This is a genomic window from Nitrosomonas sp. Nm33 (assembly GCF_900107265.1).
In the GTDB taxonomy this organism is placed as follows: domain Bacteria; phylum Pseudomonadota; class Gammaproteobacteria; order Burkholderiales; family Nitrosomonadaceae; genus Nitrosomonas.
Genome location: NZ_FNPJ01000066.1, coordinates 1 through 16,573, shown reverse-complemented (window position 1 = coordinate 16,573; position 16,573 = coordinate 1). Strand labels below are relative to the sequence as shown.

Annotated in this window: 8 protein-coding genes and 1 pseudogene; 8 read left to right on the top strand and 1 reads right to left on the bottom strand. The window is 48.8% G+C overall.

Annotation, left to right across the window (positions count from 1 at the left end):
- Positions 1-281: 281 nt before the first annotated feature.
- Positions 282-902 (bottom strand): annotated as a pseudogene (locus tag BLV54_RS11965) (transposase); the annotation flags it as partial.
- Positions 903-1,603: 701 nt separating this feature from the next.
- Here BLV54_RS11965 and treS point away from each other — a divergent pair.
- The 8 genes from treS (at position 1,604) to BLV54_RS16965 (ending at position 16,330) form a co-directional block, all read left to right on the top strand.
- Positions 1,604-4,921: a maltose alpha-D-glucosyltransferase gene (treS, locus tag BLV54_RS11960; RefSeq protein WP_090571894.1), complete on the top strand. Its 3,318-nt coding sequence runs from the start codon at positions 1,604-1,606 to the stop codon at positions 4,919-4,921.
- A complete protein-coding gene (locus tag BLV54_RS11955) occupies positions 4,914-6,143 on the top strand; it encodes a glucose-1-phosphate adenylyltransferase (RefSeq protein ID WP_090571893.1) in 1,230 nt (409 codons plus the stop codon). Before treS ends, BLV54_RS11955 begins: the two co-directional genes overlap by 8 nt.
- A gap of 9 nt (positions 6,144-6,152) precedes the next feature.
- Positions 6,153-8,000, top strand: coding sequence for a malto-oligosyltrehalose trehalohydrolase (treZ, locus tag BLV54_RS11950; RefSeq protein ID WP_256329443.1), 1,848 nt, complete (start codon positions 6,153-6,155; stop codon positions 7,998-8,000).
- The gene (locus tag BLV54_RS11945; protein WP_090571891.1) at positions 7,987-13,122 is read left to right on the top strand and encodes a malto-oligosyltrehalose synthase; all 5,136 of its coding nucleotides are present in this window, start codon (positions 7,987-7,989) and stop codon (positions 13,120-13,122) included. The genes treZ and BLV54_RS11945 overlap by 14 nt, the downstream gene beginning before the upstream one ends.
- 206 nt (positions 13,123-13,328) lie before the next feature.
- Positions 13,329-13,925 carry a TetR/AcrR family transcriptional regulator gene (locus tag BLV54_RS11940; RefSeq protein ID WP_090571890.1) on the top strand — a complete coding sequence of 199 codons (597 nt, stop codon included), beginning with the start codon at positions 13,329-13,331 and terminating at the stop codon, positions 13,923-13,925.
- 63 nt (positions 13,926-13,988) lie between these two features.
- Complete coding sequence (locus BLV54_RS11935) at positions 13,989-14,264, top strand: DUF4242 domain-containing protein (RefSeq protein WP_090571889.1); 276 nt, start codon at positions 13,989-13,991, stop codon at positions 14,262-14,264.
- A gap of 44 nt (positions 14,265-14,308) precedes the next feature.
- Positions 14,309-16,069: a tetratricopeptide repeat protein gene (locus tag BLV54_RS11930; protein ID WP_090571895.1), complete on the top strand. Its 1,761-nt coding sequence runs from the start codon at positions 14,309-14,311 to the stop codon at positions 16,067-16,069.
- A 129-nt stretch (positions 16,070-16,198) separates the two neighbouring features.
- Positions 16,199-16,330: a hypothetical protein gene (locus tag BLV54_RS16965; protein ID WP_256329442.1), complete on the top strand. Its 132-nt coding sequence runs from the start codon at positions 16,199-16,201 to the stop codon at positions 16,328-16,330.
- The last annotated feature ends 243 nt before the right edge of the window (positions 16,331-16,573 follow it).

The window sequence follows — 16,573 nt, the reverse complement described above, 5'->3', positions numbered from 1 at the left end:
TCTGACTCCTCTAATGATGAAACTCTTTTCCAAATTCGCTTCATCATAAGGAATTCAGATTCCTTTTACTTCTTTTCTTATGTCGAACTCACGTTAGTTCAATGAACCTCTGGTGGGTTTAGGAGCTATAGTCAAATGTGGTGTATGGAGAGTCAAGCAGCTACCTGTTTTTGATCTCCTGCTTGTTTAATGCCGTTAACAAATTTAACGCCGGAAATGACATCTGCTAACAGCTTATAGCCTCTTAGTCGAAACCAATTTTTCTGTGCAATTTCCATTATCCAGAATCCCAGTGCACCATCACCCACAGCCAATTTGGACGCATCCTTAAGGCCCTGCTGCTTCAAATCCGTTAACACTTCCTCCCAGCTTGCCACCGATTCCCGATAACCGTCGGATAATGCCAATAACTCTTTACGTCCCGTTTCATCTGAGCCGACCATCACCAGTAGACATAAGCGATCGTCCATGCGCACATTGCTGTAGACGCCGTCCACCCAGACATAAACATAACGCTTGTTACTCAGATCGGGTTGACTCTAATCATGATTATCCTGCTTCCAACCTTGCTTTAAACGACTGATCGTAGCTGCCGATAATCACGGAGCCTCAGGCCCCAGCAGATGCTTCAGCGTTTCTGGGAAATCCCCCGTTGAAATTCCTCTCAAGTAAAGCCAGGGTAAAAATTCTTCAATATTCCTCGTGCGCTTCAAGTAGGGTGGTACCGGGCTGCTGGTAAACTTGATACCCGATTCAGGGCGATCCCGAACTTTCGGCACTTTGACTTCAATGTTTCCAAGTCCTGCTTGTATCGCACGTTCAGGTAGATAACCCTTTCTGACTACTGCCGCTTTACCCTCATCAGTTCTTAAAGTGTTATGCTGCTCAATAAAGGCAATAAGATTTAACTTGGTTTAATTAGATGAAAGGCAGGATATATGCCTTATATTTCATTTCACCGGGCGTGATATCCACCGACAAAAATTTCTGTGCGTTTAAAAAGAATAAGCTTGCATTAACTATTATTTCTGGGATTTTATTTTCTTCACGTCTGTCTGATTTTCTATTGGATTATCAACTGGATTGATTATCAGAGCAGAATATCTCAGGATAATAAGCAATCATGGGTTTCAGTACATTCAACGACTGATGTAGGCAAAACCCGATAAAAAGCTCCAATAAAAACACGCAGTATGTGTGTGCAATAAATTTCAATAATTGTCCAAGCTGGCGCTAGAGGCAATAGATTGGGCAAAAGATAGGTGCTTCGGCAAACCACCTGCAAAAATAATCATTATTAGAGTGCTACGACTCTAATGCGTCAATGGACTGATAATCCTAAATTCCTCAGTTGGAATTTAGAATGAAAATAGCTGTAATCTAGTACTATCAACGGTTCACAGCCAAAAATGTTAACTGCTCCTCAGTTACAGTAAACAAGCTGAGAGCAAGGTGTGGCAACACTTTCAGCAGATTTTGATTATTTTACTAAAATCTCATCTGATTGGTAATGCCATGGATCTTTCAAAGAACCTTAATCAATAGGGTTCTTGAGCGATTTAGGAGTCTTCAACTGAGGAATTTAGGATAATAGGAAGGATCTATGCGGATCGAAGAGGATGGTCTCTGGTACAAAGATGCTATTATTTATCAATTACATGTACGCGCTTACTGTGACAGTAACGGCGATGGTATTGGTGATTTTGCTGGATTGACTTCCAAGCTGGATTACTTGAAAGAACTGGGGATTAATACGCTTTGGTTGCTGCCGTTTTATCCCTCACCGTTGCGCGATGACGGCTACGATATCGCCGATTACCGCGGTATTCATCCCAATTACGGCACACTGGCCGATTTTCGTACCTTCCTGCACGAAGCACATAAACGCGACCTCAAAATCATTACTGAGCTGGTCATTAACCATACCTCTGACCACCATCCATGGTTTCAGGCAGCGCGCGTGGCTCCTCCTGGTTCCGTCAAGCGTAATTATTATGTTTGGAGTAATACTGTCAAAAAATACGAAGGGACACGCATCATTTTCACTGATACAGAAAAATCCAATTGGACATGGGATGAAGTCGCAAAAGCTTATTACTGGCATCGTTTTTTTTCGCACCAGCCGGATCTTAATTTTGATAACCCCCATGTCGTCAAGGCAGTACTGCGCGCCATGCGCTTTTGGTTAGATATGGGAGTAGATGGCATGCGACTGGATGCTATTCCCTATCTGTGCGAGCGCGACGGCACCAATAATGAAAATCTTCTCGAAACTCATGCCATCATCAAACATTTGCGTGCCGAACTGGATCAGCATTACGCCAACCGTATCTTTCTTGCCGAGGCTAATCAGTGGCCGGAAGATGTGCGCGAATATTTTGGCGATGGAGATGAATGTCACATGGCTTTTCACTTTCCCTTGATGCCGCGTATTTTCATGGCAGTAGCCCAGGAAGATCGCCATCCCATCATTGAAATCCTGGCGCAAACACCCGAAATTCCAGAGAATTGCCAATGGGCAGTATTTCTGCGTAATCACGATGAATTGACCTTGGAGATGGTCACTGACCGTGAACGTGATTATATGTATCTCACTTATGCTTCCGATCCGCGCGCGCGGCTCAATTTAGGCATCCGGCGGCGCTTGGCTCCGTTGATGGAAGGCAGTCGCGCTAAGATCGAGCTGATGTACAGCCTGTTGATGTCTCTGCCGGGTTCTCCCATTATCTATTATGGTGATGAAATCGGCGTGGGCGATAATATTTATCTTGGCGATCGTAATGGTGTGCGCACCCCGATGCAATGGAGTCCCGATCGCAATGCAGGGTTTTCCCGCGCCGATCCGCAACGACTTTATCTGCCGCCCATCATGGATCCGCTTTATGGTTATGAAGCTGTCAACGTGGAAGCGCAAAGCCGCAACGCCAGTTCGTTACTCAACTGGATGAAACGTTTAATTGTCACACGTAAATCAGTCAAATCCTTTGGTCGTGGCACCATCAAATTTTTACATCCGGGTAATCACAAGATACTTGCCTACCTGCGCGAATATCAAGACGAAAGTATTTTATGTGTGGCTAATCTTGCCAACAGCGCTCAGCCGGTTGAGTTGAATCTCGCAGCGTACAAAGGTCGTGTGCCAGTGGAATTAATGGGGCGTACTGCTTTTCCTGCCATTGGTGAGCTGCCTTATTTATTGAGTTTACCTAGTTACAGTTTTTACTGGTTCTGTCTGTCCGTCGATGTGGAAGCGCCTGTCTGGCACGTGGACAAGTTGCCTCGTGAATTATTGCCAACCCTCGTCTTGCCCGAGGGGTTGCTAAGTGCGTTGATGGCTAAGCCTGCAGGTGAAGTAAGTGATGTGCTTGCCCGCAAGACGCGCAGTCAATTAGAAACCGAAGTGCTGCCGATGTTTCTTGCTGCTCAGCGCTGGTTTACAGGAACAGAGCAACCCATTACAAAGCTTGAATTAGATTTAAATCAAACCTGGAAAACTACTGATGGTAGAGGATGGTTGCCATTTTTAATCAAGCTGTACTTCGATGCAGATGCATCGCAGACTTACTTCCTTCCGCTGGGCCTGCTGCTCGGGGAAGCCGCGGATCAGCAATATCACGCTTTGTCACCTTGGGTACTCGCCAAGGTCAGACAACATGCGCGTGAAGGCATACTGTACGACGCTCTGGGTGAAGATGCTTTTTGTCGCTTCTTGCTGAATGCTATCGTGACGGATATGCGCCTACCTTTTGCCTCGGGTGAGATGGTTTGTTCCAGAACATCAGCTTTTCTGGAACTGGCAGAAAACATTGATGTGATTCATCTGGCAGTGGAGCAGAGCAATACTTCTATCATTTATGGCGATCAAGCCATACTCAAGGTTTATCGGCGTGTACAAGAAGGTATCAATCCAGAGCTGGAAATGGGGCGATTTTTGACCGAAATTTCGCCATGCCCAAGCGTAGTACCGCTGGCTGGCAGCCTGGAATATCACAGCGGGGATTCCGTTACCGCTATTGCAGTACTGCATCGCTATGTACCGAACCAGGGTACCTTTGGGAACTATACGCAAGACTATTTAGCTCGCTACTTTAAACTGTGTGTAGATGAACCCGGTCGCGCCCAAGAGCCTGATGTGCATGCAGTCTGCGTGGTACAGATGGATACACTTGGTCGGCGCACGGCTGAATTACATCAGGCACTGGCGAAGACTACAGGCAATGCTGCATTTGATCCAGAGCACCAGACTGCTAGCGAAATTGCGGCGCTGGTAGCACAGTTACAGATGAATTTTGCCTCTGCTCTCGACAAACTGGAACAAGTATTATTGCACCTTCCTGAGCGGTCACACAGGATTTGTGAGCGCTTGCTCAGCTTGCGATCGCAAATGCTTGGTCGCATTGTATATTCATTGCCGGATGAATCTGCTTTGTTCAAAATCCGCATACATGGGAATTATCATCTTGACCAGGTATTAATCAGTCATAACGATTTTGTTATTATCGACTTCGAAGGAGATCCTAACCAGTCTTTAGAAGTAAGGCGCGCCAAGCAATCACCACTCAAAGATGTTGCCGGGATATGCTATTCAGTTAAAGCCACAGCGCGCCAAGCGCTCAATCGGCATCTTGTGGAACGCGCTGATCATCGAGACTTGCTGGAAAGCTATGCAAGTCAGTGGGAACGGATTGCCATTGATGCTTTCATGTCTGGTTACCAGTCAGCCATTGCCGGTTGTTGCGCTTATCCGGCCGAGTTGGCTCAAGCACACAAATTGCTCGAATTGTTTTTGTTGGAAAAAATTCTGGATGAACTTGGTATAACTCTGGTTGAGCAGCCTAGCCGGTCGGAATCTGTGATGTTGCTCCTACTCGACTTGATCGAGCAAACAGCACTATTTCCTGGAGGGAATAAGCATGCCTAATCCGAGAATACTTGCAATGGTGATGGCAGGCGGCGAGGGCAAACGCCTTTATCCGCTTACCTGCGAACGTTCTAAACCTTCGGTTCCCTTTGGAGGGCGCTATCGTATTGTTGATTTTGTCTTGTCCAACTTAGTCAATTCTCATATTTTTGCGATCTACTTGCTAGTGCAGTACAAATCACAGTCGCTAATCGAGCATATCCGCCGTTCCTGGGGACTGGCACCTATTTTCCCAGAGCAGTTCGTTACTGTGGTACCGCCGCAAATGCGCGAAGGACCTGAGTGGTTTCAGGGTACAGCAGATGCGGTGTACCAGAATCTCAATCTGATCCGACAGCATGCTCCGGACCTGGTAGCAGTATTCGGAGCTGATCATATCTATCGCATGGATGTGCAGCAGATGGCACAGTTTCATCTGGAAAATAATGCCGATGTAACCGTGGCAGCGCTGCCGGTGCTTATCACTCGAGCCAGTTCTTTTGGCGTAATTGAGAGCGGTGATGATGGGCGTATCTACCAGTTCCATGAAAAGCCGCAATATCCACCTTCTATGCCGAGGAACCCGACTCGCGCTTATGCTTCCATGGGTAATTATCTGTTCAGTACTGAAGTCTTGCGTACCGCATTGGAGGAGGGCAAACGTCGTGGCGAGAAGGATTTCGGTCATCACTTGCTACCGCGCTTATGCCAGAGTCATCGGGTATTTGCCTATAATTTTGCTGATAATCGTATACCTGGCGTACGTGATTACGAGGAGCAGGCTTATTGGAGAGATGTTGGGACGATTGATGCCTATTTCCTTGCCCATCAGGATTTGCTGGGGCTCGAACCGAAATTCAATCTGTTTAATCCGCAGTGGCGGTTTGCCTCCAGTGAATATCAGGGTCCCTCGGCAAAATTCATGCGTGCTGAAATCGAGAACAGCATCATCGATGATGGTAGTTTCATAAAGGGCGCCAAGATACGGAACTCTGTTATTCGTCGCGAGGTATTAATAGAAGAGGGTGTTGAGATCGATGAATGCATCGTGATGGATTACGCCATCATACGTCGGGGAACACGACTTAAGCGTACCATTATAGATCGCTATAACCTGATCGGGGCCGATAGCCGAATCGGTTATGATCGACAAGAAGACGCCAAGCATTTCACTGTTACTGATTCAGGAATTGTGATCGTGCCAAAAGGAAAATACGATCACTATCTCGGTCATTATCTGTAAGGAGGGAGCGTGAAGCGACAACATTGTATGCCTTTCGGCGCTGAACTTACTCGAGAGGGTAAGGTGCGCTTTCGCCTATGGGCGCCAGCAGCCCGCCAAATTATGCTGCTTATTGATGCCGGAGTCCAGGTGCCCATGCAAGCGCAAGAAGAAGGATGGTATGAGTGGGTGAGCGAGCAGGCGCATGTGGGTAGTCGTTATCTTTATCAAATCGATGATGGACTCTATGTACCCGATCCCGCTTCGCGCTATAACCCTGATGATGTTCATGGAGCAAGCCAGGTGATTGATCCCGCTGCATTCGATTGGCAAGATGATTCCTGGTATGGTCGACCCTGGGAAGAAGCGGTGATTTACGAAATCCATGTCGGTAGTTTCACGCCACAGGGTACTTTCGCTGCTCTCGAGCAAAAACTTGATTATCTTGCTGATCTTGGCGTGACCGCCATCGAACTGATGCCAGTGGCTGATTTTCCTGGACAATGTGGCTGGGGTTACGACGGCACTTTACTGTTTGCACCGGACAGGGTCTACGGTACACCTGAAGATCTCAAACGTCTAATCCAGAGTGCTCATAGCCACGGTTTGATGGTGCTGCTTGATGTCGTATACAACCACTTCGGGCCAGAGGGCAATTATCTGCATGGATATGCGCCCCAATTTTTCACTGATCGGCATCATACCCCTTGGGGTGCTGCCATTAACTATGATAGTGAAGATTGCCGGGTTGTGCGTGATTTCTACATCCACAATGCACTTTATTGGCTGGAAGAATATCACTTCGATGGGTTGCGGCTGGATGCGGTGCACGCGATCCTTGATGACAGTCAGCCTGATATTCTGGAAGAGCTGGCACAGACGATACGCGCAACATTCGGTACGAAGCGTTACATTCACCTCATTTTAGAAAATGATCACAATATTGCCCATTACCTTGCACGTAGACCGAATGGACAAGCCATTCATTACGATGCTCAGTGGAATGACGATGTGCATCATGCCTACCATGTGCTGTTGACCCATGAGTGCGATGGCTATTATGTAGATTACGCGGACGCACCTATCCGCCATTTGGGCCGTTGCCTGACAGAGGGTTTTGCCTATCAAGGTGAGATTTCTGCGTATCGCAATGGTGAATCACGTGGCGAGCCGAGCTCACACCTGCTTCCCTCGTCCTTTGTCGCCTTTCTACAAAATCATGATCAGATTGGCAATCGTGCATTGGGTGAACGCCTTGTCACATTAGCTACACCCGAAGCATTACGTGCTGCTACGATCCTGTTCCTGTTGTCGCCATCGATACCCTTATTGTTCATGGGTGAGGAATGGGGCGCATGCGAACCTTTTCTCTTTTTTTGTGGATTCAGCGGTGAGCTGGCTGAGGCTGTGACAACTGGACGGCGCAGGGAGTTTGCCCGCTTTGAACGTTTCCGCGATCCAGTTGCGTGTGAAGCGATCCCTGATCCCTGTGCAATATCTACCTTTGAACTGACAAAACTGAATTGGCAGGTACAGAGCCATCTACCGCACCGTGAATGGCTCATGTTATATCAAGAGCTGCTGGCGTTGCGGCAACGAATCATTGTTCCACGCTTACATCTCATGCGTGGAAGTGGATTTGAGGTACTGGCATCACACGCGCTGCATGCCAGTTGGCAACTTGGCGATGAAGCGTGGATGGCAGTTTACGCCAATTTAGGAGCAATGCCTGCTAGTCTGGCTGCCCTGCCGCAAGGTAAGTTATTTTATGGCAGCGAGGCAGGTCTTGATTGCCGGCTGTTATCTGGCATCCTTCCTGCATTCAGCGTAGCCTGGTATCTAAAAAAAGACTATGGGGAAGACTATGGACGAGCTTGAGAACAAATTTGAATTACTGGCACGTCTAAGCGAGCTGGCAGGAATCTTGCCAGCATATACCGATAACTGGGAGCAACGGCATATCACTTCTCCGGCAACTCAGCGCATGCTCCTGACTGCCATGGGATACGATGTGTCCAAACCGGAAAAAATTGCTGCAGCTATTGAGGAGTGTGAGCTTCGCCCTTGGCGGCGCGCACTTGAGCCGGTGTCGGTATTGCGAGAGCAAATACCTTGGGTGCGTTTGGTCGTGCAAGAGACTTATGCAGGCGAGGAGTGGGGGTGGCGCCTGGATCGGGAGGATGGTCGTAATCTGCATGGTCAGTTTCGTCCGGAAGCGCTACCGAAAATTGAAACCAGAAAAATCGATGGAATAGCCCATACTGCTTATCGGTTGGCGCTACCTGAGCACCTTCCTCCAGGTTATCACCGCCTGAAGCTATTATGCGCAGGGAAGCCATTGGGAGAGCAGCTATTGATTGTGGTCCCTGCTACTTGTTATCAGCCTGAGGCAGTTGCTAATTCTGGCCGTATCTGGGGACCAGCAGTGCAACTGTATGCGGTACGATCCGAGCGTAACTGGGGAATGGGTGATTTTACAGATCTACGGTTACTACTGGAGCAATGGGCAGCGCAAGGTGCGGATGTCATCGGTGTTAATCCATTGCATGCCTTGTTTCCGCATAATCCGGAGCACGCTAGTCCATACAGCCCTTCAAGTCGTTTATTTCTCAATATTCTTTATCTTGATGTAGAGGCTATTGCTGATTTTCACGAATGCGATGCAGCACGCGCCATACTTCGTACCCCTGAGTTTCAGATACGGCTGGAAGGATTGCGGGCAACCGAGTTGATCGATTACGCAGGTGTCGCCGCGCTCAAGCTGCCTATGCTGGAAATATTGTACCGACATTTCTGTGAGCAGCACTTAGCAAAAGGTAGTGAGCGTGCTACTGCATTCCGAGCCTTCCAAGCTCGTGAGGGTGACAGACTATACCGCCATACCCTGTTCGAGGCATTGCAAGAGCATTTCCATAACCAGGATCCCAGTGTATGGGGTTGGCCCGTATGGCCGGAGCCCTATCGCCATCCCGAAGCGGCCGAAGTGCGTGAATTTGAAAGCCAATATCGGGAGCGCATCGAGTTCTTTGCCTACCTTCAATGGCAAGCTGATTTACAACTTGCAGCCGCGGGATGGCGCTCGCTGGAATTAGGACTCGGTGTAGGTCTCTATCTTGATTTGGCGATCTCGGTAGACGGTGGCGGTGCGGAAGCCTGGGCCAATCAGGCACTTTATGCCATTGGTGTAGGAGTAGGCGCGCCACCGGAACTCCACAATCAACTTGGTCAAGACTGGGGATTATCGCCCTTCGTGCCAGATCGTCTGCGTGAGGCTGCCTATGCGCCTTTCATTGCCACATTGCGGCATAACATGCGCCATGCGGGCGCTTTGCGCCTCGATCATGTCATGGGATTAATGCGTCAATATTGGGTGCCTGCAGAGTTACCGCCCACCGAAGGTGCCTATGTGCGATATCCTTTCACAGATCTGCTCGGTATCCTGGCGCTGGAAAGTCAACGTAACCAATGCTTGGTGATCGGTGAAGATCTGGGAACCGTCCCGGAAGAAGTGCGGGCCGCTTTATCCCCATTGAGGGTTCTCTCATACCGATTGCTGCTACTGGAAAAAGAAGCTGATGGTAGTTTCGTTGCACCATTGGATTATCCTGCGCAAGCACTTGCGGCAGTTTCCACGCATGATTTGCCCACCCTGCCGGGCTTTTGGCAAGGACGCGATATTATCCAGCGCACGAAATTGCGACTGTTCAGTTCCGATGAGGCCCGGCGGAACCAGGTGGTTGCGCGTGCGCAGGAACACGCTTATCTCTTGCTGATGCTGGAAGAAGCTGGGTTGTTACCGGAAAACGTGACGGTTAATCCGGTATCACTGCCTGTTGCGACACCGGAATTTATCCAGGCAGCCTATACCTATCTTGCCCGCAGTCCAGCCAAGATAATGATGGTACAGCTCGAAGATGTCCTGGAAGTGCTGGATCAAATCAATATTCCTTCTACTATCACGCAGCATCCCAATTGGCGACGTAAGCTCCCTATCCATCTCGAAGCCTGGCCGGCTGACCGCAGGGTGCTCGCACTGGCTGCGGCCATGCGGCAGGAACGTCCTCATGTCCGTCCTGCCCCTATCCCGAAACGGCAATTACGCATTCCCCTTGCCACCTATCGCCTTCAGCTTAACCGTAACTTTACCTTTGTGCAAGCAACGCAACTGGTGCCTTATCTGGCAATGCTTGGTATCAGTCATATCTATTGCTCGTCCTATCTCAAAGCACGTCCCGGTAGTAACCATGGCTACGACATCGTTGATCATAACGCACTGAATCCGGAAATTGGCACAAAAGAAGAATTCGAAGCTTTTTGTACCGTCTTGCATGCGCATGGCATGGGACAAATCCTGGATTTGGTACCCAATCACATGGGCGTGATGGGTGCGGACAATCAATGGTGGCTGGATGTGCTGGAGAATGGCCCCACCTCGGTCTATAGACCCTTTTTCGATATCGATTGGCAGCCTCTCAAAGAAGAATTGCGTGGCAAGGTGCTGTTACCCATCCTGGGACGGTCATATGGCGATACGCTGGAAAATGGTGAATTAAAACTCAGCTTTGACGAGAAATGCGGCAGCTTCAGCGTGTGGTATTACCATCACCGCTTGCCCATCACTCCGCGCGAATATCCCCGGTTGTTGCGCCATCGCCTGTTCCTGCTGGAAGCACGACTGCGTCCCGACAGCCCGGATTTACAGGAACTCACCAGTCTGATTACTGCGTTTGAGCATCTGCCTTCACAGAAGATTACTACGCCCGACAAAATCCTGGAGCAGCACCGCGACCAGGAGTTGCTCAAACGTCGCCTAGCGGCATTGGCCGGTGTCTCGATACCCGTTAAACAGATAGTGCTGGATACAGTCAACGACTACAACGGCAGTTTAGGTGATTTCGGATCATTTACTCTGTTGCATGAACTGCTCGAAGCCCAGCCATGGCGTATTGCCAACTGGCGTGTGGCTTCCGATGAAATTAACTATCGCCGTTTTTTTGACATTAATGATCTCGCTGCCCTGCGTATGGAAGACAGTTATGTCTTCGATGCAACGCATCAGCTAGCGCTGGAATTGGTTGCCGAGGGCAAGGTGGATGGCTTGCGCATTGACCATCCGGATGGATTATATGATCCACTGCAGTATTTTCAGCGACTGCAAGACCGTGTAGCCATGCGATCCTTACCGATGGAGGGAGAAAAAGCTGTTTACATCGTGGCAGAAAAAATTCTTGCCAATCATGAACCATTGCGTGAAGATTGGGCCATCCATGGCACTACTGGTTATGACTTCTGCAATCTGGTCAATGGGCTGTTCATTGATCTTCGAGCTAAAACGCTACTGGAGCGCACTTACCGCTTGTTTACTCACTTATGGCCTGACTTCGAAGAACTCGTTTACCGCAGCAAGCTTAAGATCATGAAACATGCCATGGCCAGTGAACTGAACGTGATGACAGGACAGTTGAGTCGTATTTGCGAATTGCGCCCACATACACGTGACTTTACCACCAACAACCTGCGCAATGCGCTTGCAGAAGTGATTGCCCGACTGCCGGTCTATCGGACGTATGTGCGCGATGGCCAGGTTTCTGCGCTGGACCGTCGCTATGTAGAATGGGCCGTAGCGCAAGCGAAGAAATTCACACAGGTGCTGGATATCAGTATTTTCGATTTTATCAGCTCTGTGCTTCTGCTGGACGCCGTGACTGACAAAGATCCATCTTATGTCGCTGCTATTACCGCATTTGCCATGAAGTTTCAGCAGCTTTCCAGTCCAGTGATGGCCAAAGGTTATGAAGATACCGCGTTCTATTTGTATCATCGCCTGGTTTCCCTCAATGAGGTAGGCGGTGATCCGCGTATTTTTGGCTTTTCGGTGAAAGCCTTTCATACTGAAAATGCCAAGCGGCTGGAACGCTGGCCTCATTCCATGCTTAATACTTCCACACATGATAACAAGCGTAGCGAAGACGTGCGTGCACGCATCAACGTATTGTCTGAAATAGCCAGCCATTGGCATGAACAAGTTCTGCGTTGGCGACAACTCAATAGAAGCAAAAAGTTGCTGGTCGATCACGACGAAATCCCGAGCGCCAATGACGAATACCTGCTTTACCAGACACTAATTGGTATTTGGCCATTTGGCGAGATGACTGCGGCTGAGCATAAAACCTTACTGACACGCATTGAAGCTTATATGCTTAAGGCAGTGCGTGAAGCAAAACACTATACTAGCTGGATCAATTCCAACATGCCCTATGAAGACGGCCTATTGGTCTTTATCAGGAAGATACTTAACCCTTCTAAAAGAAATACCTTTCTGGCCGATTTTCTTCCTTTTCAGCGACGTGTGGCCTACTGGGGGATGTTTAATTCGTTGTCGCAGACCCTGCTCAAATTGACTTCACCTGGGGTGCCAGACATTTACCAGGGTAATGAGTTATGGGATTTTAGCCTGGTGGATCCAGACAATCGCCGTCCTGTGAACTATACCCAGCGCCAACATCTGCTAAAGGAACTGGAAACCCATGTGGCTGTTCCCCAGGATGCGCTGGCAAAGCAAGTGCGGCAACTGCTTGATCACATGACGGATGGGCGTGCCAAGTTATATTTAACCTGGCGATTACTGCATAACCGCAAGCAATGGTCACACGTTTTCCAAAATGGCGCATATCTACCGCTCACAACAACAGGGGCGCGTAGGGAGCATCTGTGCGCTTTTGCTCGTCATGCAAATGACATTATCCTAATAATTGTTGCTCCACGCTGGTTTTCCCGGCTTATGCCCACAGCATCTGAAGAGGTGCCTTTGAGTGATACCATGTGGAGTGCAACAACAATTGAAGTTCCCATTCTTACCGCAGGGGCGCAGGGTGTGAATGTATTGACAGGTGAAATCGTGACAGTTGCTCAGACGAACGACATACCTGAGCTATTTGCTTCTGCGCTATTCACTTCATTTCCGGTGGCGCTATTACAGTTTCGGTCTACAGAAGATTGAATTCTGAGGCATGGCTATCGTAGAGACCTGCCAATTTTACACCGCTCGTCTCGTAAGGCTTCCGCTAATTTTGCGATTTCCTTGGCTCACTTTGCTGGCTTTTTTGTTTCTATCAATTTTTTTGAATTTTCTGACAAACCCATTAAGCGCAAGTAAGTACTCATTCTCTCTTGACATATTAATACGACCGGTCATATTATAAATGTATGCCTAAAGTGACGAAAAAAGAACTCAAGCGAGAAAACTTGTTGAATCAGGGGGTGACCATGCTCATGGAGCATGGCTATCATGGCACGGGGTTACAGGAAATCCTCGATGCGGCAAATATTCCAAAAGGATCTTTTTATAATTACTTTGGCAGTAAAGAAAATTTTGGCGCGGAAGTCATTCAGCACTATATTGACTCCTTTATCGCGCAATTAGCAGCATATTTGCAACAATCGGAGGCTGACGCGCTGAGCGCGATACGGCGATATTTTGATAAACTTATCGTAGAACTTGAAAAAAATGAGTTTAAAGGCGGTTGTCTGCTGGGTAACCTGATGGGGGAAATAAGCGATACCAGTGAAATTTGCCGGAAATCTCTTCAGTCCGCCGTTGGACGTTATCGGGATTTATTGCAATCCGGGCTGGCTAAAGCGCAGCAGCAAGGCACGGTAAGATCAGACAAATCGGCTGAAGAGATGGCGGATTTGCTTATAAATACTTGGCAGGGAGCTTTATTGAGGATGAAAATAGAAAAATCATCTACCCCGGTTAAGCAATGTTGCAAGGATCTGTTGGAAGATTTTTTCAAGCCTTAATTTTTTTGCATCAATATAAGACGACCAGTCATATATTTAACCTTCATTCTATAGGAGATAAAAATGCCGAAATATATCATCGAACGTGACATTCCTGGTGCTGGTTCTCTTACGCCACAGGATCTTCAGGCTATTTCGCAGAAATCCTGCAATATTCTGAACAAGATGGGTCCGCAAATTCAATGGCTGGAAAGCTACGTAACGGGTGATAAAGTCTATTGCATCTACATCGCGCCCGACGAAGCTACCATCAGAGCACATGCTGATCAGGGTGAGTTTCCCGCGAATCGTATTTCTCGAATCAAAGCCGTGATTGATCCAACCACTGCCGAGAATTAATTCTAAAGAGCACAGAAAAAATACTTATTAAGGGGATCATGTTCATGCAACTCCATGTCATCAATCTAATAATAATTGGTATGACCTTAGCCGCCGCAGGTGTCTCTGGCGCATTCGCAGAGATTGGCGAAGCGACTTCGGCCAGAAATCATGCAACTGTCGCAGAATCTGGCGGTGGTCACAAGCATGATATGCAATCCGGCATAACGGCTAAGTCAGATCCGAACGGTCAGCTTGCACCAAGCTTGCTGAACCTGGGTTCTCACACATTTCCGGTCAGTACCCGCAACAAATTAGCGCAACAATACATCGACCAGGGGCTCAATCTTGCCTATGGATTCAACCATGCAGAAGCACGTCGCGCATTCCGGGAAGCGGCACGGCTCGATCCCACCCTCGCCATGGCTTATTGGGGTCAAGCGCTGGTGCTGGGCCCCAACATCAACGCACCGATGGATCCGAATGATGAGGCGCCGGCTCTGGAGCTCATCCAAAAGGCTGTAGCAAGCAAGGCAACAGCATCAGCGCGGGAGCAGGCGCTTATCGATGCGCTCGAAAAACGTTATACAGGAAAGTCTGAGCAACGGGTGGCAAATGACAAAGCCTATGCGGATGCGATGCGGGAAGTATATCAGCGCTTTCCGGACAATGATGATATTGCGACATTTTATATTGAATCGATGATGAATATTCATCCTTGGGATTATTGGATGCGTGATGGTTATTCGCGAGAGGGAACAACTGAAATCGTCGCGCTTACAGAAGAAGTCATACGGCGCAATCCGCAGCACCCGGGTGCGTTGCATATGTATATCCATCTCGTCGAACCGACAAATACACCCGAACGAGCAGAAAAGGCGGCCGATACGCTGCTGACGCTGATGCCCGCCGCGGGACACATGATACATATGCCTTCGCACATCTATCTGCGCGTGGGCCGCTATGCCGATGCAATGAAAAGCAATCAACTTGCCATCGCTGCGGATGAGAATTACATCGCGCAAAGCCGCGCGCAGGGAATTTATCCGATGGTCTATTATCCGCATAACATCCATTTCCTGTCGTTTGCTGCAACAATGGATGGGCAAAGCAGGATTGCGATCGAATCGGCTCGGGAAGCGGCTAGCAGAATAGACGATGCCATGCTAAAAGATTTGCCATTGACCGCACTATTCCGTATGCAGCCATACTGGGCACTGGCAAGATTCGGGCGCTGGCAGGAGATCCTTGCCGAGCCTGCGCCGCCATCCACCAACGTATTTTTGAAAGGAAGCTGGCATTATGTACGTGGTCTCGCATTTGTCGCCACAGGGCAATTGCAACAAGCCGGCCAAGAGCTGGAGACGCTGCGCAAGATCATGCATGATCCATCATTGGACGGCCCGATGCTATCGAAAAATACCCGCCGCACCATCTTGCGCGTTGCACCCGAAGTGCTCGCCGGTGAAATCGCCGCTGCGCGCGGTCAATTTGATCAAGCCATCGCACACCTTGAGCGGGCAGTTCGCCTTGAAGATGCCTTGGTGTACACGGAGCCATTGGAATTTCACTTTCCGCCGCGGTTGGCGCTGGGTGCGATTCTGCTGGAATCAGGGCGTCCGGACGAAGCGGAAACAGTATATTGGGATGATCTGAGGAAAAATCGCAACAATGGCTGGGCACTTTATGGGCTGATGCAGGCGCTGCGCGCACAGAAGAAAGACGATCAGGCAGTGCTCATCGAAGCGCGCTTCAAGAAGGCTTGGGCACGTGCCGATGTGGAGCTCAGTGCATCCCGCTTCGGACGTCAGGCGGTAATAAAGTGAAACCTATCCACATTTTCAATTCTTTTACCGAGTAACGTCTCCTTTCTGGGTAGCTAACTGTACTGGAGTAATATACAGCCAACTAGCAAGGGAGGAATTATCCTGGATTCCTCAGTTGGGCAGGATGGAGTGTGTGATTTTGCGAGTGCAGGGCAAGGCGCAACGATGCGGAATGGTCGTTCCATTCCAAAGAGTTGCAACGCAGCCATGCGCTTGCAAAATTGCGTAATCCGTCCTGCAGCGGAAACACCCAGAGGGTGAAAATCAAATATGTAGGAAAAATTATTATATTCATAATGTTAACATCAGAACGAGCGATCAACTGAGGAATCCAGGATTATGGGACAGGTACTGCACGGAAGCGCCCGAAGGGAGTTTCGGTCAAGCAGCGGCTTAAGCGGGGGTAAGCTATAGCCAATCACATATAAATTGATTATAATTTGTGAATGACCTATCCAGTATCATTTCGCCGTAAGGTATTATCCGTTCGAGAGAAGGATGGCC

Bases quoted from the DNA above. Each gene is read 5' to 3' on its own strand.
- treS (WP_090571894.1), top strand. From the start codon at position 1,604: ATGCGGATCGAAGAGGATGGTCTCTGGTACAAAGATGCTATTATTTAT.
- BLV54_RS11955 (WP_090571893.1), top strand. From the start codon at position 4,914: ATGCCTAATCCGAGAATACTTGCAATGGTGATGGCAGGCGGCGAGGGC.
- BLV54_RS11945 (WP_090571891.1), top strand. From the start codon at position 7,987: ATGGACGAGCTTGAGAACAAATTTGAATTACTGGCACGTCTAAGCGAG.
- BLV54_RS11940 (WP_090571890.1), top strand. From the start codon at position 13,329: ATGCCTAAAGTGACGAAAAAAGAACTCAAGCGAGAAAACTTGTTGAAT.
- BLV54_RS11935 (WP_090571889.1), top strand. From the start codon at position 13,989: ATGCCGAAATATATCATCGAACGTGACATTCCTGGTGCTGGTTCTCTT.
- BLV54_RS11930 (WP_090571895.1), top strand. From the start codon at position 14,309: ATGCAACTCCATGTCATCAATCTAATAATAATTGGTATGACCTTAGCC.